The organism is Streptomyces sp. WAC07094, assembly GCF_036320405.1.
Classification (GTDB): Bacteria; Actinomycetota; Actinomycetes; order Streptomycetales; family Streptomycetaceae; genus Streptomyces; species Streptomyces lannensis.
Genome location: NZ_JAVMJZ010000001.1, coordinates 7339495 through 7357080, shown reverse-complemented (window position 1 = coordinate 7357080; position 17586 = coordinate 7339495). Strand labels below are relative to the sequence as shown.

The 17586-nt window shown below is 70.9% G+C and carries 18 protein-coding genes; 8 read left to right on the top strand and 10 right to left on the bottom strand.

Annotated elements, in window-relative coordinates; all coding sequences use genetic code 11:
* Positions 1–66: 66 nt before the first annotated feature.
* Positions 67–687: a helix-turn-helix domain-containing protein gene (locus RCR19_RS32820; RefSeq protein WP_331268398.1), complete on the bottom strand. Its 621-nt coding sequence runs from the start codon at positions 685–687 to the stop codon at positions 67–69.
* Between the two features lie 228 nt (positions 688–915).
* On the opposite strand from RCR19_RS32820, the gene RCR19_RS32815 reads away from it, so the two are divergent.
* Positions 916–2523 carry an MDR family MFS transporter gene (locus tag RCR19_RS32815; RefSeq protein ID WP_331268397.1) on the top strand — a complete coding sequence of 536 codons (1608 nt, stop codon included), beginning with the start codon at positions 916–918 and terminating at the stop codon, positions 2521–2523.
* A 184-nt stretch (positions 2524–2707) separates the two neighbouring features.
* On the opposite strand, the gene RCR19_RS32810 is transcribed toward RCR19_RS32815, so the two are convergent.
* Positions 2708–3538 carry a TIGR02452 family protein gene (locus RCR19_RS32810; protein ID WP_331268396.1) on the bottom strand — a complete coding sequence of 277 codons (831 nt, stop codon included), beginning with the start codon at positions 3536–3538 and terminating at the stop codon, positions 2708–2710.
* A 301-nt stretch (positions 3539–3839) separates the two neighbouring features.
* Here RCR19_RS32810 and egtA point away from each other — a divergent pair, with 301 nt between their 5' ends.
* Genes egtA through egtD form a run of 4 tightly spaced genes read left to right on the top strand, consistent with a single transcriptional unit; the run spans position 3840 to position 8258 of the window.
* Positions 3840–5156 (top strand): ergothioneine biosynthesis glutamate--cysteine ligase EgtA, encoded by a 1317-nt coding sequence (egtA, locus tag RCR19_RS32805; RefSeq protein ID WP_331268395.1) that lies wholly within the window; start codon positions 3840–3842, stop codon positions 5154–5156.
* Positions 5153–6469 (top strand): ergothioneine biosynthesis protein EgtB, encoded by a 1317-nt coding sequence (egtB, locus tag RCR19_RS32800; protein WP_331268394.1) that lies wholly within the window; start codon positions 5153–5155, stop codon positions 6467–6469. Before egtA ends, egtB begins: the two co-directional genes overlap by 4 nt.
* A complete protein-coding gene (gene egtC, locus RCR19_RS32795; protein WP_331268393.1) occupies positions 6469–7260 on the top strand; it encodes an ergothioneine biosynthesis protein EgtC in 792 nt (263 codons plus the stop codon). Before egtB ends, egtC begins: the two co-directional genes overlap by 1 nt.
* Positions 7257–8258, top strand: a complete 1002-nt coding sequence (egtD, locus tag RCR19_RS32790) for an L-histidine N(alpha)-methyltransferase (RefSeq protein WP_331268392.1) — start codon at positions 7257–7259, stop codon at positions 8256–8258. The genes egtC and egtD overlap by 4 nt, the downstream gene beginning before the upstream one ends.
* Positions 8259–8310: 52 nt before the next feature.
* Here egtD and RCR19_RS32785 read toward each other — a convergent pair whose 3' ends face one another.
* Positions 8311–9570 (bottom strand): extracellular solute-binding protein, encoded by a 1260-nt coding sequence (locus RCR19_RS32785; RefSeq protein WP_331268391.1) that lies wholly within the window; start codon positions 9568–9570, stop codon positions 8311–8313.
* Positions 9571–9770: 200 nt separating this feature from the next.
* On the opposite strand from RCR19_RS32785, the gene RCR19_RS32780 reads away from it, so the two are divergent.
* A complete protein-coding gene (locus RCR19_RS32780) occupies positions 9771–9977 on the top strand; it encodes a dodecin (RefSeq protein WP_059129244.1) in 207 nt (68 codons plus the stop codon).
* An 18-nt stretch (positions 9978–9995) separates the two neighbouring features.
* On the opposite strand, the gene RCR19_RS32775 is transcribed toward RCR19_RS32780, so the two are convergent.
* A complete protein-coding gene (locus RCR19_RS32775) occupies positions 9996–10484 on the bottom strand; it encodes a hypothetical protein (protein ID WP_331268390.1) in 489 nt (162 codons plus the stop codon).
* A 220-nt stretch (positions 10485–10704) separates the two neighbouring features.
* Here RCR19_RS32775 and RCR19_RS32770 point away from each other — a divergent pair, with 220 nt between their 5' ends.
* A complete protein-coding gene (locus tag RCR19_RS32770; protein ID WP_331268389.1) occupies positions 10705–11958 on the top strand; it encodes a hypothetical protein in 1254 nt (417 codons plus the stop codon).
* A 25-nt stretch (positions 11959–11983) separates the two neighbouring features.
* Here the strand turns inward: RCR19_RS32770 and RCR19_RS32765 are convergent, their stop codons facing one another.
* From RCR19_RS32765 to RCR19_RS32750, 4 genes are all read right to left on the bottom strand, one after another.
* A complete protein-coding gene (locus RCR19_RS32765; protein ID WP_331268388.1) occupies positions 11984–12796 on the bottom strand; it encodes an SAM-dependent methyltransferase in 813 nt (270 codons plus the stop codon).
* 172 nt (positions 12797–12968) lie between these two features.
* A complete protein-coding gene (locus RCR19_RS32760; RefSeq protein ID WP_331268387.1) occupies positions 12969–13394 on the bottom strand; it encodes a CBS domain-containing protein in 426 nt (141 codons plus the stop codon).
* Positions 13395–13438: 44 nt separating this feature from the next.
* Entirely contained in the window at positions 13439–13900 is a 462-nt protein-coding gene (locus tag RCR19_RS32755; protein WP_331268386.1) for a TIGR03668 family PPOX class F420-dependent oxidoreductase, read from the bottom strand.
* 216 nt (positions 13901–14116) lie between these two features.
* Entirely contained in the window at positions 14117–14542 is a 426-nt protein-coding gene (locus RCR19_RS32750; protein ID WP_331268385.1) for a MarR family transcriptional regulator, read from the bottom strand.
* A gap of 65 nt (positions 14543–14607) precedes the next feature.
* Here RCR19_RS32750 and RCR19_RS32745 point away from each other — a divergent pair, with 65 nt between their 5' ends.
* A complete protein-coding gene (locus RCR19_RS32745; protein WP_331268384.1) occupies positions 14608–15054 on the top strand; it encodes a PaaI family thioesterase in 447 nt (148 codons plus the stop codon).
* A 92-nt stretch (positions 15055–15146) separates the two neighbouring features.
* On the opposite strand, the gene RCR19_RS32740 is transcribed toward RCR19_RS32745, so the two are convergent.
* Positions 15147–15542: a luciferase family protein gene (locus RCR19_RS32740; RefSeq protein ID WP_331268383.1), complete on the bottom strand. Its 396-nt coding sequence runs from the start codon at positions 15540–15542 to the stop codon at positions 15147–15149.
* 127 nt (positions 15543–15669) lie between these two features.
* On the bottom strand, positions 15670–17487 hold the full coding sequence (locus tag RCR19_RS32735; protein ID WP_331268382.1) for an APC family permease: 1818 nt from the start codon (positions 17485–17487) through the stop codon (positions 15670–15672).
* Between the last annotated feature and the right edge of the window lie 99 nt (positions 17488–17586).

Below are 17586 nucleotides of genomic sequence, written 5' to 3'. Positions count from 1 at the left end.
GCCCATTCCCGCGTCCCGGAAGCCGCACCCGTGCGCGAGAACGCGAACAAGAGGTCCGACGTCACGTCAGGGTCCTGATTCGGCCGAAGCGTCATCGGTGACCGGCGGTACGAGTTGGTGTGCGATGTCGCGGGCCACCGCGGCGACACGCTGGTCGGAGACCTTCAGTCCCTGTGCGGCCAGCAGCACGGTGTTGACGCTGAGCAGTGCGGCCCGCAGCCGCAGTTGCTCCTCCACCGAGGCGTCGGGTCCGGCGACGATCTCGAAGAGTTCGGTGAGTCGCTCGAAGGCGTTCTCCCGGCCGGGGTGGAGGTCGCGCACGACACGCTGGTTGGCCAGGGCGAACCGCATCACCGACATACCGCTGCCGGTGACCATGTCGACCATGCGGTCCACGGCGCGGGTGCGCAGGTCCGGCCCGGGAGGCTGCTCCCGGGCCCAGGCGACCAGGGCGTCCAGGGCGTCCAGATGCTCGGTGAAGAGCGAGCGGACGATGTCCTCCTTGCTGCTGAAGTGGTAGTAGAGGGCGGCCTTGGTGATGCCGAGGCGTTCGGCGATCTCCCGTAGCGAGGTCGCCTCGTAGCCCTGCTCGGTGAACAGCTCGATGGCCACCTTGCGGATCTGGGCCTTTGTGTCGCTGCCCCGCCGGTGCCCTGCCCCTGCCATCGCCATGTCTTCCCTTCGCATGCGGCGCTCCCGCACTCGAGTGCCTGGCTCGATCGTGGCCATGGTGGCCCTCCCTTGCCAACTTACCGGTCGGCAAGTAATCTACTAACCGGCCGGTAAGTGATTCGCCTCTCCCCTGGATGAGGCATCGCGGGGACGCGGCTCTCACCGCAACCGTCCCGCCTCCTTCACTCCTCGGTCTTTCGCGCATCCGAACGTTCCGCCTACTCCGCTGAAAGGCATCCGCCCGTGACGCAGACAGCACCGGCCTCGGCCGGCGCCGAGACGGCCCCGCCGGCTCGCTTCACCCACCGCGAGATCATGGTGACGATGAGCGGCCTGGTCATCGCCATGCTGCTCGCCATGCTGGACAACATGATCGTGGCGCCCGCGCTGCCCACGATCGTGGGCGATCTCGGCGGCCTGAACCACCTGGCGTGGGTCACCACCGGTTACATCCTGGCCTCGACCGCCGCCACTCCGATCTGGGGCAAGCTCGGCGACCTCATCGGCCGCCGGATCACCTTCCTGTCCTCCATCGCGATCTTCCTGATCGGCTCCGCGCTGTGCGGTATGTCGCAGAACATGGGCGAGCTGATCGGGTTCCGCGCGATGCAGGGCCTGGGCGCGGGCGGCCTGATGGTGGGTGTCATGTCGGTACTGGCCGAGATCGTCCCGCCCCGCGACCGTGGCAAGTACCAGGGCGTGATGATGGCGGTCATGCCCGTCGCCATGATCGGCGGTCCGCTGGCCGGCGGCTTCATCACCGATCACCTCTCCTGGCGCTGGGCCTTCTACGTCAACCTCCCGCTGGGCGTCGTGGCCCTGACGGTCTGCTGGTTCGTCCTCGCGAAGCTGCCGCGCAGCTCCGGTCAGGTGCGCATCGACTGGACCGGTGCCGCGCTGCTGACCGTCTGGATCACCACGCTGGTCCTGATCACCAGCTGGGGCGGCACCGAGTACGACTGGGGGTCGGCCATGATCATCGGTCTGGCCGTGATCACCGTCGTCGCCTTCGCCGCCTTCGTCATGGTGGAGCGCCGCGCCGCGGAGCCGATCATGCCGCTGTCGGTCTTCGCCAACCGCAACTTCACCCTCGCGGGCGCCCTCAGCCTCGTCGTCGGCTTCGCCATGTTCGGCGGAGTGACGCTGCTCCCCCAGTTCCAGCAGTACGTCCAGGGCTCCTCCGCCACCAACAGCGGACTGCTGCTCATGCCCATGATGATCGCCGCGATGGCGCTCTCCCTCGCGGGCGGTGCCGTGATCAGCCGGACGGGCCGCTACCGTGCCCTGCCGATCGCGGGCAGCCTCCTGATGGCGGTCGGGCTCGCCCTCTTCGCCACCATGGGCCCGGACACCTCCCGCACCATCACCGCGCTCTACATGGTCGTACTCGGTGCGGGTATGGGCTGCCTGATGCAGACCACCATGCTCATCGCCCAGAACAGCGCGCCGCTGCGGGACATGGGCGCCGCCACCGGTGCGGCCACCTTCCTGCGGAACATGGGCGGTTCCCTCGGTGTCTCGGTGCTGGGCGCCCTCTACACCCACACCCTCGCCGACTCCTTCACCTCGGCGGCCGGCCCCGCCACCGACGCCGGGAAGACCGGTGGCACGGTGGCGCAGATGACGCCCGAGGCCCTGCGCGCCCTGCCCGAGACCGTCCGGCACGCCTTCGCGAAGGCCGTCAGCGACGGCATCGACACCGCCTTCACCTGGGGCGCCTCCGCGGCCGTCCTCGGCATCGTGATCGCCCTGTTCATCCGCCACGTGCCGCTGCGCGGCTTCACCGGCGGCTCGGGCACGGACGCGGACAAGGCGCCCGTCGCCACGGCCGCCGAGCCGGTGACCGGCTGACCGGACCGACCGCCGCCCCGGCCCCGTACGGCCTCGTCGTACGGGGCCGGGGCGTACGTGTGACCACACCGCCGACGACGCGTACCCGCCGAACAGAGGGGCAGCTCGCCCGGGGCCGCAGCCGTCCAGGCATGATCAAGCAACCCCGACCGCCCGGGCGCCAGGCCAAAAACCGCCGACGAAATCACGCAGCGCACACGTCCGCAAAAGCCTCGGTGAACGCCGCTCGCGTCGTCGCCTCCGGAGTGCGGTCCAGCACGGCGAACACGATGTCGCCGAAGTGTCCCTCGAAGCGCCCCCCGACCAGCAGTGCGCGGAAGGCGCCGGCCACCTGCGCCGGGTCGTTGCGGAACACACCGCAGCCCCAGGCGCCCAGGACCAGGCGCCGGTAGCCACTGGCGACCGCCGTCTCGAGGACCCGTTCGGCCCGGGCCACCAAGGCGCCCGGCAGCTCGCCCGCGCGCTCCGGTGTCCTGCGCAGCACGACGCCGGCGTTCGGTGCCGGGGAGGTCAGGAAGCCGACCGTGTACGGCTCGTCGAGCAGGCGGCCGCGGTCGTCGCGGAACACCGGCACGCCGGGTGAGTGGATCACACGGTCCGAGTAGAACGGATCGCGGTGCGCCCGGTGGTGATCGTAGAACTCCTTCACCTCACGGAGGCAGGCGTACAACGCCGAGGACCGGCACAGGGCCTCCTCCTGGGCCTGGGCGCCGTTCAGGAAGCCGCCTCCCGGGTTGCGCGCGGAGGCGAAGTTCAGCACGGCCACCGGATCACCCGATCGGCCCACCAGTCGCCGGGCTGCCTCCAGACTGCTCTCCCCGGTGACCTCGAACCGCGTGCTGACCGCGGCGACCTGCGGCGTCCGCACCGGGTCCGGTCCGAACATCCGGGTTCCCATGCGCGCGGCGTCGACGGCCGCGGCGATGGACGCCGTACGCCCGCTGGAAGTGTCATAGCCCCCCGCGGCGACGATCGACTCCGTCTGCTGCGCGATGCGGCGCAGACGCGCGCTCACGGCGCCACCCCCGTGGGCGCCGTGAGCGCGCGGCGCACGGCCTCCCCCGGCGTGGCGCCGGATTCCCCCGTCGTGCTCATGGACGCATCCTGAGCGATGCTGGTCGTGAGCCGCAACAGAGTTTCCCGGCCCCGAGAACAACTGATTTCCCACCGAGGAACGGCGAGCAAGAAGCCGTAAAAGCACCACAGTGCACTCTTGTGCGAATCGGCGCGAGGGTCTTGGGTGGGACGAGTGTGTGCCGACCTGACCCAACCGGGGCCCGGTCGGCGGCATGGTGGAATCTCAGGAGGATCCCGACATGTCAGATTCGGTGAGTGACTGTCCGGAGCAGCGCTCCGCCGTCACCGACGCCGAGGTGGAGGCACTGGTCCGCGGCATCTGCTTCAAGACCGGACCGCCCCGCACACTCGGTGTCGAGGTGGAATGGCTCGTCCACGAGCTGCGCGAACCGTGGCTCCCGGTACCACCCGAACGTCTCCGAAAGGCCTACGCAGCACTGCGGTCCCTGCCCCTGGGATCGGCCCTCACGGTCGAACCAGGTGGCCAGCTGGAGCTCAGCTCCGCTCCGGCCGCCTCCCTGATGGAGTGCATAGGGGCCGTCTCGGCCGACCTCGACGCGGTCCGCGCAGTTCTGCGCGAGATGGACATCGGCATCAGCGGCATCGGCCACGATCCCTGGAACCCTCCGCGTCGTTACCTCCATGAACCGCGTTACGACGCGATGGAGAGCTATCTCGACCGCACCGGCCCCGAGGGCCGTTCCATGATGTGCTCGTCCGCGTCGGTCCAGGTGTGCCTGGACGCCGGATACGAGGAGCCGGGCCCGCTGGGGCACGGCCGGCGCTGGTGGCTGGCACATCACCTCGGCGCGGTACTGCTGGCCGCGTTCGCCAACTCGCCCTTGTCCCGGGGCCGGCCCACCGGCTGGCGCTCGACGCGGCAGTCCTTCTGGGCCGCCATGGAGCCGGGACGCAGCAGCGCTCCGCCGCTCGACGGCGACCCGCGCGTCGCATGGGCCCGGCATGTGATGGACGCGCCCGTGATGTGCATCCGGGCCGAGAAGGGTCCCTGGCGCGTGCCGACCGGCATGACCTTCCGGGACTGGGCCAGATCCGCCGATCCGCCGGACCGCGGTGATCTCGACTACCACCTCACCACTCTGTTCCCGCCGATACGGCCACGCGGCCATCTCGAACTCCGCATGATCGACGCCCAGCCGGGCGACGACGGGTGGATCGTGCCGCTCGCCGTGACGACCGCGCTCTTCGACGACCCCCAGGCCGCCGAGACCGCCTACCGGACGGTGAAACCCCTCGCCGAGCGGGCGGGTTCGCAGCCGGCTCCGTGCAATGAGCTGTGGATCGCCGCCACTCGCGACGGTCTCACCGACCCCGAACTGCGCGAGGCCGCCACCGCCTGTTTCGCGGCCGCGGCCGAGGCACTGCCCCGGCTCGGCGCCACGGACGAAGTCCGAAGTGCCGTCGCCCGGTTCACCGAACGTTACGTGGCCCGGGGCCGCTGCCCCGCCGACGATCTGCTGCTCCAGTTCCACGGGAAGGACACCCGTTCCGGCGGGCAGGACACCCGGTTCCACGGGAAGGACATCCACACATGACCGACGAGCGGTCACCGATAGACCCCGACCGGCTCAAGGAGCGCGCGCTGGACGCTCTGACCACGGCCCGCGACCGCACCGCGCTGCTGACCACGTGTGTCGAAGAGCCCGACCTCATGGCGCAGCACTCCCCGCTGATGTCGCCGCTGGTGTGGGACCTCGCGCACATCGGCAATCAGGAAGAACTGTGGCTGCTGCGCACGGTCGCGGGCCGCGACGCGATGCGGCCCGAGATCGACGGCATTTACGACGCCTTCGAGCACCCCCGCTCCGAGCGACCCACACTGCCGCTGCTGGCGCCGGAGGAGGCGCGCCGCTACGCCGCCGAGGTGCGCGGCCGGGCCCTGGACGTGCTGGAGAACACGCGGTTCGAGGGCCGGCGGCTGACGCAGGCGGGCTTCGCCTTCGGCATGATCGCCCAGCACGAACAGCAGCACGACGAGACGATGCTGATCACTCACCAGCTCCGCAGGGGGCCGCAGGCGCTCACCGCCCCCGATCCGGAGCCCGTGCCGCCGTACGCGGGGCCGTCCGAGATCCTGGTCCCCGGCGGTCCGTTCACCATGGGCACCTCGACCGAGCCGTGGGCGCTGGACAACGAACGGCCCGCGCACGAGCGTCTGGTGCCCGCGTTCCGCATCGACGCCGTTCCGGTGACTAACGCCGCCTATCAGGCCTTCATCGAGGACGGCGGCTACGGCGACGAGCGCTGGTGGACCCCCGGGGGCTGGGAGCACATCCGCACCCACGGTCTCGAGGCCCCGCTGTACTGGCACCGGGACGGCGGGCAGTGGCTGCGGCGGCGCTTCGGTGTCACCGAGGTCGTACCGCCCGACGAGCCCGTCCTGCACGTGTGCTGGTACGAGGCTGACGCGTACGCCCGCTGGGCGGGGCGCCGGCTGCCCACCGAGACCGAGTGGGAGAAGGCGGCGCGCCACGACCCGGAGACCGGCCGCTCCCGGCGCTACCCCTGGGGTGACGCCGACCCGGGGCCCGAGCACGCCAACCTGGGCCAGCGGCATCTGCGGCCCGCACCGGCCGGTAGCTACCCGGCGGGCGCCTCGCCGCTCGGGGTACGGCAGTTGATCGGTGACGTGTGGGAGTGGACGGCCAGCGACTTCCTGCCGTATCCGGGTTTCACGGCCTTCCCGTACAAGGAGTACTCGGAGGTGTTCTTCGGGTCGGAGCACAAGGTCCTGCGCGGCGGTTCGTTCGCCGTGGACCCGGTGGCCTGCCGGGGCACGTTCCGCAACTGGGACTATCCGATCCGGCGCCAGATCTTCTCCGGCTTCCGCACCGCGAGGGACGCCTGATGTGCCGCCACCTGGCCTATCTGGGCCCCGAGGAGCCGCTCGGCCGGCTCCTCCTGGAGCCCGGCCACAGTCTGTACCGGCAGTCGTGGGCACCCCGCAGACAGCGGTACGGCACGGTCAACGCCGACGGCTTCGGGGTCGGTTGGTACGCGGAGGCGGATCCGGTGCCGGCGCGGTACCGCCGGATGGGCCCCATCTGGGCCGACCCGTCCTTCGCCGATCTGGCGCGGGTCGTGCGCTCGGGCGCGCTTCTGGCCGCCGTGCGCGACGCGACCGAGGGATGTGCCGCCGGCGAGGCGTCCGCGGCGCCGTTCGCGGCGGGCCGGTGGCTGTTCAGCCACAACGGCGCCGTGGCGGGGTGGCCCCGCTCGGTCGCCGAGCTCGCCCGTGCCCTGCCGCCCGCCGAACTGCTGTCGCTGGAGGCGCGCACCGACTCGGCGATCGTCTGGGCACTGGTACTCAACCGGCTGCGGGCCGGTGACGAAGGGGCCCAGGCGCTGGCCGACACCGTGCTGGAGGTCGCCGCGGCGGCCCCCGACTCGCGGCTCAACCTGCTGCTCACCGACGGCAGGACGATCACCGCGACGGCATGGGGCGACACGCTCTGGTATCTCTCCCAGCCCGGCCGGTACACCGTCGTGGCCTCCGAGCCGTACGACGACGACCCGCAGTGGCAGGAGGTACCGGACCGCACGCTGCTCGCGGCCACGCCCACCGACGTCCTGCTGACCCCGCTCAAGGACCTTCACGACGACCTGGCATCCGCACCCCACGAGGAGCCCAGCACGTGAGCCCGTTCCATCTGACCCGCACCCTTGCCGAGGACGCCGCGGACGCGGCGCTGCGCGCCGATGTGCTGCGCGGCCTCGGCCTGTCCCAAGGTCCCGACGCCTCCCGGGCGGAGGGCACCCCGGCACTCAAGACGCTGCCGCCCAAGTGGTTCTACGACGCCCACGGCAGCGACCTGTTCGAGAAGATCACCGAGCTGCCCGAGTACTACCCGACGCGCGCCGAACGGGAGATCCTGATCGCGCGCTCAGGGGAGATCGCGGCGGCGACCGGCGCCCGCACCCTGATCGAGCTGGGCTCCGGATCGTCCGAGAAGACCCGGTACCTGCTGGACGCGCTGACCGGCCTGCGCACCTACGTACCGGTCGATGTGAGCGAGAGCGCGCTCACCCAGGCGGGACAGGCGCTGATCGCCGAGCGGCCGGGGCTCGACGTCCACGCGCTCGTCGCGGACTTCACCGCCGGTCTCACCCTGCCGGACACGCCGGGGCCGCGGCTCGTGGCGTTCCTCGGCGGCACGATCGGCAATCTGCTGCCCGCCGAGCGTGCGGAGTTCCTCGCGTCCGTGCGTTCCCTGCTGGCACCGGGCGACGCGCTGCTGCTCGGCACCGACCTGGTGAAGGACGAGTCGGTGCTCGTGGCGGCGTACGACGACAAGGCCGGTGTGACGGCCGAGTTCGACAAGAACGTGCTCACGGTCGTCAATCGCGAACTGGGCGCCGACTTCGACCCGGACGCGTTCACTCATGTGGCCCTGTGGGACGCCGAGAACGAGTGGATCGAGATGCGGCTGCGGGCGCGCAGAGAGCAGACCGTGAAGATTCCCGCGCTCGATCTGGCGGTCCACTTCGCGGAGGGCGAGGAACTGCGCACGGAGGTGTCGGCGAAGTTCCGCGAGGACGGTGTACGGCGTGAACTGGCCGCGGCCGGTATGGCCTTGGCGCACTGGTGGACGGACGAGGAGGCGAGGTTCGCGCTGTCCCTGAGCATGGCGCGGTGACGGCACCCCGGTGAGGCCGGGCCGGCAGCGGGCACCCTGGTGGGGCCCGCTGTCAGCCGTCGGCCAGTGCCCGGGTGATGCTGCGTGAGGCACGGGCCGCCTCGGTGGCCGGGTCCGCGCCCTCCAGCACCTTGGTCATATAGGTCTTGATGGGGTTGTCCGCCTCGACCGCCGCCCAGGCCGGAGCGGCGGGCGTCGCCCGGCCCCGTGCGGCGCCCGCCGCCATCGCCGCGGCGCCCTCCTCGTCGGCCACCGCCCGGGCGAGGGTGGTCTTGTTGGGCACGTAGTTCATGGTGCGGGCCAGATCGGTCTGCCAGGTGGTGCCCGCGAGTGCGGCGACGACCGCGGTCGCACCGGGGCGGTCGTCGGTGTTCTTGGGGACGACCAGGTCGGAGCCGCCGGTGAAGACCGCCCCGGGGTGGGCCGCCGTCCTGCCCGGTACGGGGAAGTACCCCAACTTCCCCTCCAGCTCGGGGTTCTTCTCCGTGACGGCCTGCGCGAGCCCCGGTACGGCCACGATCTGTGCGACCTGCCCCTCGGTGAAGACCCCGGCCTGCGGGGGGTGTTCCTCGTCGGCGTCGACGGGCCCGGAACCGAGGGCCTGGAGCCGCCGGTAGAACGCCATGCCGCGCAGCGCCGCGGGCGTCTGCAGTGTGCCCTCCCACCTGCCCGCCGACGCCTGTTCGGCGAGGTCGCCGCCCTCGTCCCAGATGAATCCGGAGAGCGTGTACCAGTCCTGACCTGGCAGGTAGATGCCCTGGGTGCCTCGGGAGTCGAGTTCGGCGGTGCCGGCGAGCCACTGTTCACGGGTCTTCGGCGGTTCGGTGATGCCGGCCCTGGCGAAGAGGTCCTTGCGGTAGATCACCACGCGGTTGGCCGCGTACCACGGGATGCCGTACTGGTGTCCACCGAACCTGCCCGGCTGGGCGAGGCCGGGCAGCCAGTGGTCCATGCCCCAGTCACGCATCGACTCCAGCGTCAGATCGAGCAGCCCACCGCCGTCGACGTACTGGGCGACCTGGGTGTTGCCCACCTCGATGACGTCCGGGCCGCCGCCGTCGGTCCGCCCGAGCGCCGACTGCACCTTCGTGCCGATCCCGGTCCACTGCTGGATGCGGATGTCGAGCCGCAGGTCGTCGTGGGTCTGTTCGAACGCCCGGGTGAAGCGCTCGAGGAACGCGGGAGAGGCGCTGTCCTTCATCAGCCACACGGTCACGGTCCGCCGCTCGGTTCCGCCTCCACCGGGCAGCACTCCGCACGCGGTCAGAAGGCAGGCACATACACAGCCGAGGGCGAGCAGACGGCGTCTCACGGTGGCTCCTGTTCTGTCTTGCGGACAGGGGACGGGGCCCGACGTGGGGGGCGAGCGTGAGGCTCGTACGGGTGTTCCGGGATTTTGGTATGGACCAATGCTCGGGTCAAGGGGGTGATTCCACGTCTCGCGGTCCGGCGCACGATACGGCACCGTGGAGTGACGTGCGACACAGCCGCCACGCGGAGAGGAGCACCCGCATGACCGACCACACCTACCGGGTCACCGAGATCGTCGGCAGCTCGACCGAGGGCATCGACCAGGCGATCCGCAATGGCATCGACCGCGCCTCGCAGACCCTGCACAATCTGGACTGGTTCGAGGTCACACAGGTCAGGGGTCACATCGAGAACGGGCAGATCGAGCACTACCAGGTCGGCCTGAAGGTGGGCTTCCGGCTGGACTAGTGGGGTGGCCGGATCCTCTCAGGTCCGACCCTCCCGCTCCTGCGCGTCCTTCAGTGCGGCCGAGGGCGTCGCCCAATCGGCGTGCACGACCCGGAACCCCGCCCGTCGGGCGTCCTGGCAGACCAGTTCGTCGTCGTCGACGAGCATGCGGATCTGCCTGCCGCGGGCCAGCTCGCGCAGGATCTCCAGCTTGGTGGAACGGGCCGGCCTGTAGTCCCCGCTCGCGCGCATGTACACACGCCCCTGGGGCAGCCCATGGGCGGCGAGCCAGTCGACGGTGTCCCGGCGGCAGCGTGCGGGCCGCCCGGTGAGATAGACGACCTCGCATTCCTCGGCGCTCTTCAGTGCGAGCGCGACCCCCTCCGCCAGCGGCGGATCCTGCGGCGCGGCCGCGAAGAAGGCGCCCCAGTCACGCGATCGGGCCTCCAGGAAGTGCTGCCGGTGCGCGGTGTCGGCAAGGGTGTTGTCCAGATCGAATACGGCGAGCGGCCGGCTGCTGTTCGTCACCCGCCCACTCTAGGGACGGCGCCGCGGACGGCGGTCCCATCGATGCTCCCGGCGAAGTGTCAACCTGTTCCGCCTCCTGAGCGAGCCCCTTGGAGTGGCGGTGTTCTACGCGCTGTTCACCCACCCCGCGCCCGTTCTCGCCCGTGCGGCGGGCGCGATTCACCGAGTTCGGCACCGACTCACGGAAGATTCTCGTACAGCGGTGGTATATGACCCAATCATGGCCAAACTTCACGTTGCGGAACGTGCTTCGGTGCCGCAGGGGCACGGTGTGGGCACGTCCACGCCCACAGCCGTCCCCGAACGCGCCGGGGGCGCCGCCCGTCGCGTCCGCCTCCCCTTCGGCAGACGGCTTCTGCCCGGCGCCGCGCCCGCGCTCGCCCTGTTCCTGTCCATCCGCCTCGCCGGCATCGGCGCGATCGCCCTGGCGAACCACCTCGACCGCCACGCGCTGCTCAAGGGCCTGGCAACCTCGTGGGACTCCCGCTGGTATCTGCACATCGCCGAGCACGGCTACGGCACCCGCGTGCATGTGCTGGCCACCACCGGTGCCGTCCAACGGGACTGGGCCTTCTTCCCGCTCTACCCGGGGCTGATCCGCGCCGTCCACACGGTGCTGCCCGTCTCCTGGAACGTCGTCGCCCTGCTGGTCGCCTGGAGCGCCGCCGTCGTGGCCGCGTACGGCATCTACGCCATCGGCCACCATGTGTACGGACGGGCCGTCGCGACCGCGCTCGTAGGTGTGTGGGCCGCCCTGCCGCATGCCGTGGTCCTCGACATCGCCTACACGGAGTCGCTGCTCACCGCCCTCGCCGCCTGGTCCCTGTACGCCGTGATGACCGGCCGGTGGATGTGGGCGGGGGTGCTGGCGGCCCTCGCGGGTCTGGCCAGGCCCACCGGGTTCGCCGTGGCCGCGGCGGTGGCCGCCGTGGCGGTGCGGGAGATCGTCGTCCGGCGCGGACGCGTTCCACCGGCGCTGTGGATCGGCACCGCGATCGCCCCGCTGGGCTGGGCGGGCTTCGTGCTGTGGGTCGGCCACCGCACGGGCGATCTGCTGGACGGCTACTTCAAGGTGCAGCACGCCTGGGACTCCCGCTTCGACTTCGGCGCCGGGTCGGTGCGCTTCCTCAAGGCACTGCTGCTGTACGGGGGCCGTGTCGTCTATCCGCTGGCACTGGTGCTCGTCGTGGCGGCCGTCGTGCTGTTCTGCCTGCTGTGCTTCGACCGCGCCCCACTGGCGCTCATCGTCTACGCCGGGATGCTCGTACTGATCACGGTCGGCGGCTCGGGACCGTACGCGTCGAAACCGCGCTTCCTGGTGCCCGCTTTTCCCCTGCTGTTCCCGATCGCGCTCGCCTTCGCACGCAGCTGGCGGGTGCGCCCGAAACACGTGTTGCTGATCGGTACCGTCCTTGCCGTGCTCTCGCTGGCCTACGGGTCCTATCTGCTGACGGCCAGCCGCACGCCGTTGTGAGCGCGCGGCCGGCCAGGGACGTCCCTCAGGGCTTCACGGCGACCACACCGAACTGCGGAACCGTGACCGCGGAGTCGGAGTCGGGCCGCCACTGCGCACATGAGACAAGGCCGGGGGGCAGGATCTCCAGGCCGTCGAGGAAGGTCGAGATCTCCTCGCGGGTGCGGGCGGTGATCGGCGGTGTCGCGTTGTCGTTCCAGAACCGCATGGCCTCGACGTTGCCCTGGCCGCCGAGGTCGGCATCGGTGGTGGGGTGGGTGAGCACGAGGTAACTGCCGGAGGGCACCGTCGACATGAGGGTACGAGCGATCTCCTGGGCCCGGTCCATGTCGAGGACGAAGTTGAGGATGCCGAGCATCATCACCGCGACCGGCTGCTTCAGGTCCAGGGTGTCCGCCGCGCCGCGCACGACGGTCTCCGGGTCGTGGACATCGGCGTCGATGTAGTCGGTCGCCCCCTCGGGCGCACTGGTCAGCAGCGAGCGGGCGTGGGCGAGCACGATGGGGTCGTTGTCGACGTACACGATCCGGGAGTCGGGCGCGATGCGCTGCGCTATCTCATGGGTGTTGTCGAACGTCGGCAGCCCGGTGCCCACGTCCAGGAACTGCCGCACGCCGCAATCGGCGACCAGGAACCGCACGGCTCGCCCGAGGAACTCACGGTCCGCGCGGGCCACGTCCCGGATCACCGGGAACATCCCCGCGACCTGGTCGCCGACCTGCTGGTCGACCTCGTAGTTGTCCCGACCGCCGATCCAGTAGTTCCACACCCGCGCGTTGTGCGCCACCCCGGTGTTCAGCCGGGGCGCCGCCCCCGACGGACGCTGGTGCTCGCTCACGTCGCTCTCCCCTTCTTCGTGCGCCGGGGCAGCCGCCCCCGGTGTCCGGACCGTCGCAGTGCCCGTTCGCCGCCATTGTGCCGTCTGTTGATCACGGCGTCCGCGACTTCGGCAGAACCGGTCGGAGAGCTAGGCGACACACACACGCGGACGCCGGGGGAGGTGACCCGGCTCAGCGGTCCGGGGAAGCCCTGCCGATGTCGGCGAGAGGCGAATCGGGCTCCTCCGCGGCGGCCAGATCGCTCAGACTGACGATGCCGACCGGGCTGCCGTCCCCCTCGACGACGGGAAGCCTGCGCACGGCGTAGCGGCGCATCAGCTCGGCCGCGTGGTCGGTGGTGTCCTCGGGCGCCAGGGTCACCACGGGAGGACGGGTGCACACCGAACCCACGCGTGTGGTGTGCGGATCGCGGTCCTCGGCGACGGTGCGGATCACGATGTCCCGGTCGGTGAGCATCCCGAACAGATCGCGGTCGTAGCTCACCAGCACACCGCCGACGTCCTGGTCGCGCATCAAGTGGGCCGCCCTCGCCACGGAGGTCATCGGCTCGACGGCGATCGCGTCGAGGGACATCACATCACGAACCATCCTGCTCATGGGATCCTCCCGGAATCGTCCTGTCAGGCTGTCGTCCGGCCCCGTCACCCCTGCGCCCGGCGGCCGGACGCCGCTTCCCAGCCGCTCCAGCGGTGGACGGCGACCACGATCACCGGTCCGTCCGGCGGCCAGTCCCGGTACTGGGGGTACTTGCGCGTCAACAGCGCGAGCGCACTGCGGTACTCGTCTCGGTCCCGCTCCCCGGGGGCGTCGGGCAGCACGGTGTGGGCGTCGCCGTCGGCCCGTACCCACCACAGCCGGCCCCAGTCCTCGTCGTAGACGTCCACCAGCAGGCACACGGCCGGACGGGCGGCGATGTTGTGCAGCCGTTGCAGCCGCGGGGAGCTCTTCGGCTTCCGGTCCACGGCTGTCACGACGGCGTCGCCGTGGACGGCGAACACGACGGGTACGAGATGGGGGTGCCCCTGCGGATCGACGGTGGCCAGCCGTGCGACCGGGGACCCGGCGAACCGCCGCCGTGCCTCGTCCTCTGCCATCCGCGGCACTGCCGGCCCTCCTCCCGGGTCGATGACGTCGGCGCCGTGTCCGCTCCCGTCCGGTGTCCGTCCTGCCAGGCGCTCTGTCCTGCCAGGCGCTGGCGGGTACCCGGTATCGACCTCTCTACACCGTCTCACCCACTGCCGGGAGCGGGCACCCGGAGCAGTGGGCGACGGGAGGGCTCGGGCCCCGCGCCTACGGCACCTGCGGACGCCCGGACGGGCTCATGGCCGCCAGTGGGCCAGATCGTGCAGCGCCGCCGCGGTCCTGGTGAACCCTTCGGCGCCGAGCACGGTGCGCAGTTCCGCGTTGAAACGGTCGATCTCCGGCCGGGCCGCCCGCAGCGCTCCGCTCCCCGCCTCGGTCAACTCCAGGACCACCGCGCGGTGTTCACGCGGATGCGCTCCCCTGGAGACGAGTCCCGCCGCGGTGAGCCGTCCGACGAGCCCGGTGACCGCCGACTCGCGCAACCCGAGGACCCGGGCGAGCTCCTGCTGGGTGAGGCCCGGCTGGTCGCGGACGGCGAACAGGGCGCCGAGCTGCGCGGTCGTGATCCCGGCGGCGGTCAGCAGCCGCCGGTCCGCGGTGGTGCGCAGCTGGTGCGCCGCGCGCTGCAGGAGGAAGAACAGACGGTCGTCCGGCTCGGCCATGGCCCGATGTTGACAGACGCTCGCGACGGGCGCCATTCTCACTTCACTGGCGAAGTGAGGTGCAGGTGACCGACGTCCTGAACTTGGAGCTGGCCCGGAAGGTGCTTCAGGCGCAGCCCTTCAGTGTGTTGGTCGGCGCCCGGCTGGTGGCCTTCGGCGGTGGCGAGGCGACGCTCGAGCTGGACATCCGCGAGGAACTGCGCCAGCAGTACGGCTTCGTCCACGGCGGGGTCCTCGGCTACGCGGCCGACAACGCGCTGACCTTCGCTGCGGGGAGTGCGGCCGGCGGCGGGGTGATCACGTCGGGCTTCACCATCGACTATCTGCGTCCGGTCACGGGTGTGATCCTGCGCGCCCGCGCACAGGTGGTCCGGGCCGGCCGCACGCGTGTCGTGTGCCGGTGCGATCTGTTCGCCGTGGACGAAGCGGGCGTGGAGACGCTGTGCGCGGTCGCCCAGGGCACGATCGCGGTGTCGGGGCCCGCGGACCGGACCGACACCGGGCAGGGCTGATCACAGAACGGCGTATCGGTCCCGCGGACACGGCGGCTCGGCGGCGGCGGAACCGGACACCCATGACGGCGGGGCGAAGGCCCCATCGCCCCTCAGCGGCAGGCGCCCTGGCGGTCGCGCGGAAGCACGGTCACACGACGGAAGTTGCACGCCTCGGGCGCGCCACCGGACGGCGGACGCGTCTGGTGCGCCTGGAGCGCCACGCTGACCAGGCTCAACAGCAGGTCCACGTCGGCGTTGCAGTCGAGGTGCACGGTCACCCAGCGCGATCCGGGCATCATGCGGATGGCGGTCGATCCGGCGAGGTCGCCGGAGATGCGCTGGATGGCCCTGGTGGTGAGATGGAGGTCCGCCTCGTGGTCGCTGTGGAAGTGGACGATCTCGCTGTGCGGCGAGCGGAGCGCCCGCCCGACGCCGCAACTCGCCGGACCTGTGGACAGGTCGGGCCAGGCGTCGAGTCTGTGGAGGGCACGCTGGGCCGGAGTCATGCCCCCATCGTCGTCCCCTTACTGCCTCGACACCAGAGGTTGAGGGTTCTGTAACCGGGACGTGAGGTTGACGGAGTCGACCGGACGGGTCACCCGGTCGGCGGCGCGGGGGTCGCAACAGCCGGGCTCACAAGGTCAACCGGTACGGCAGCATGCAGACCACGACGTCGGTGCGGGCCCGCAGCACGGTGGCGAGCAGCAGGCCGCGCTGATTCTGGAGGATCTCGTAGCGGCGGTGACGGGGTTCCACCTCGGGGATCAGCACGGCGATCTGCCGTCCGTCGCCGGACATGCGCTGCACGTACTCGACGATCGGCATCACCAGTGAGCGGTGCGGGCTGTCGATCACATCCAGCCGCACGCCCGGATTCCAGCGGTCCCAAGCCTCCTGAAGGGCGCGGGTCTTCTCCGGGTCCGCATGGACGGCCACCGCGACCACCTCGTCGCCGAGGGCGAGGGCGGCGCTGACGGCGTGCCGGGCGAGCTTGCTGACCTCGCCGAGCGGAACGATCACCAGACTTCCGGTCCACCTGTCCGGGGGATCCGGGATGCGGCCGAGTCCCAGTTCCTCCCCCACTTCCGTGTAGTAACGCTCCACACGGGCGAACAGCAGCATCATCAGCGGGACCGCGATGACGACCACCCAGGCGCCCTCCAGGAACTTCGTGCCGAGGAGGATCACTCCGGCCAGCGTGGTCAGCACGGCGCCGGTGCCGTTGATCAGGGCCCGGTGCAGCCACCGGGCGGGGCGCTGGGTCGTCCAGTGCCGCACGAGACCGATCTGGCTGAGCGTGAAGCCGATGAAGACACCGATCGCGAAGAGCGGGATCAGCCGGTGCGTGTCGGCATCGACGGCGATGAGCAGCACGGCGGCCAGCAGGGCCAGGGCCAGCACGCCGTAGCGGTAGACCGGCCGTTCGGCACGGAGCCCGAACAGATGGGGCAGGCGGTGGTCGCGGGCGAGCAGGCTCATCAGCACGGGCAGTCCGCCGAAACTGGTGTTCGCCGCGAGAAGCAGAACCAGAGTGACGATCAGATTGGTGGCGTAATAAGCCCAGCCGGTGCCGTAGGCGCCTGCCGCGAGCTGGGCGAGCACGGTCACGTTTCCACGCGGGGCGACATGGTCGCGGCGGATGAGCAGGGCGAGACCGATGAGCATGATCCCGAGCAGCGCGCCCAGCATGAGTTCGGTGCGCTGGGCCCGCTTGACGCGCGGGGTGCGGAAGGTCGGTACGGCGTTGGCGATGGCCTCCACACCCGTCAGGGCGGAGCAACCGGACGAGAAGGCCTTCAGGACGAGCAGCAGCCCCAGCGACTCGTGGGCCGGGAAGGACTGCTGGGTGCCGACGACGGCCACCGGATGGGAGCGGATCAGACCGAGGACGACGATGCCCAGGATGGCCACGACGAACAGCACGGTGGGCAGCATGAGAACGCGGGCGCTGTCGGTGACTCCGCGCAGATTCACCGCGGTGAGAACTGCGAGTCCGATGAGGCAGATGACGAGCTTGTCGTCGGCGAGCGCCGGGAACGCGGACGCGAAGGCGTCGGCCCCCGCCGCGAGGCTGACGGCGACGGTGAGCACGTAGTCGACGACCAGACTCGCCGCCGCGAGCAGGCTGGTGGTCCGTCCGAGGTCCTTCTTGGCGACGGCGTAGGCCCCTCCGCCATCCGGGTGTACCGCGATGACCTGGCCGTAGGACACCACGAGTGCCGCGAGCAGGAAGGTGATCGCGAGGGTGATGGGCAGGGTGGCGGTCAACGCCCCGGTCCCGGCCACGACCAGAGCCAGCACGATCGCCTCGGGTCCGTAGGCCACCGAGCTGAGCGCGTCCAGGGAGAGCGCGGCCAGGCCCTCCAGGCTTGTCAGATGATGCTTCTCGCCCTCGCCCGGACGCAGCGGGACTTTCGGTCTCAGCTCACGACGTGCCAGGCCATACGCCATCGGGACCTCACCACGGCCGGTCGGACGGTCCCCCACAGTCTCCTCTGCGGTGTCCTGGGGCGCGTCCCGGGGGATACGGCCGGGCGGGCCAGTGGTGAG

Coding starts and splice junctions, on each gene's coding strand:
- RCR19_RS32820 (WP_331268398.1), bottom strand. CDS start 687: ATGCGAAGGGAAGACATGGCGATGGCAGGGGCAGGGCACCGGCGGGGC.
- RCR19_RS32750 (WP_331268385.1), bottom strand. CDS start 14,542: ATGGCCGAGCCGGACGACCGTCTGTTCTTCCTCCTGCAGCGCGCGGCG.
- RCR19_RS32735 (WP_331268382.1), bottom strand. CDS start 17,487: ATGGCGTATGGCCTGGCACGTCGTGAGCTGAGACCGAAAGTCCCGCTG.
- egtC (WP_331268393.1), top strand. CDS start 6,469: ATGTGCCGCCACCTGGCCTATCTGGGCCCCGAGGAGCCGCTCGGCCGG.
- RCR19_RS32770 (WP_331268389.1), top strand. CDS start 10,705: ATGGCCAAACTTCACGTTGCGGAACGTGCTTCGGTGCCGCAGGGGCAC.
- RCR19_RS32780 (WP_059129244.1), top strand. CDS start 9,771: ATGACCGACCACACCTACCGGGTCACCGAGATCGTCGGCAGCTCGACC.
- RCR19_RS32760 (WP_331268387.1), bottom strand. CDS start 13,394: ATGAGCAGGATGGTTCGTGATGTGATGTCCCTCGACGCGATCGCCGTC.
- egtB (WP_331268394.1), top strand. CDS start 5,153: ATGACCGACGAGCGGTCACCGATAGACCCCGACCGGCTCAAGGAGCGC.
- RCR19_RS32740 (WP_331268383.1), bottom strand. CDS start 15,542: ATGACTCCGGCCCAGCGTGCCCTCCACAGACTCGACGCCTGGCCCGAC.
- egtA (WP_331268395.1), top strand. CDS start 3,840: ATGTCAGATTCGGTGAGTGACTGTCCGGAGCAGCGCTCCGCCGTCACC.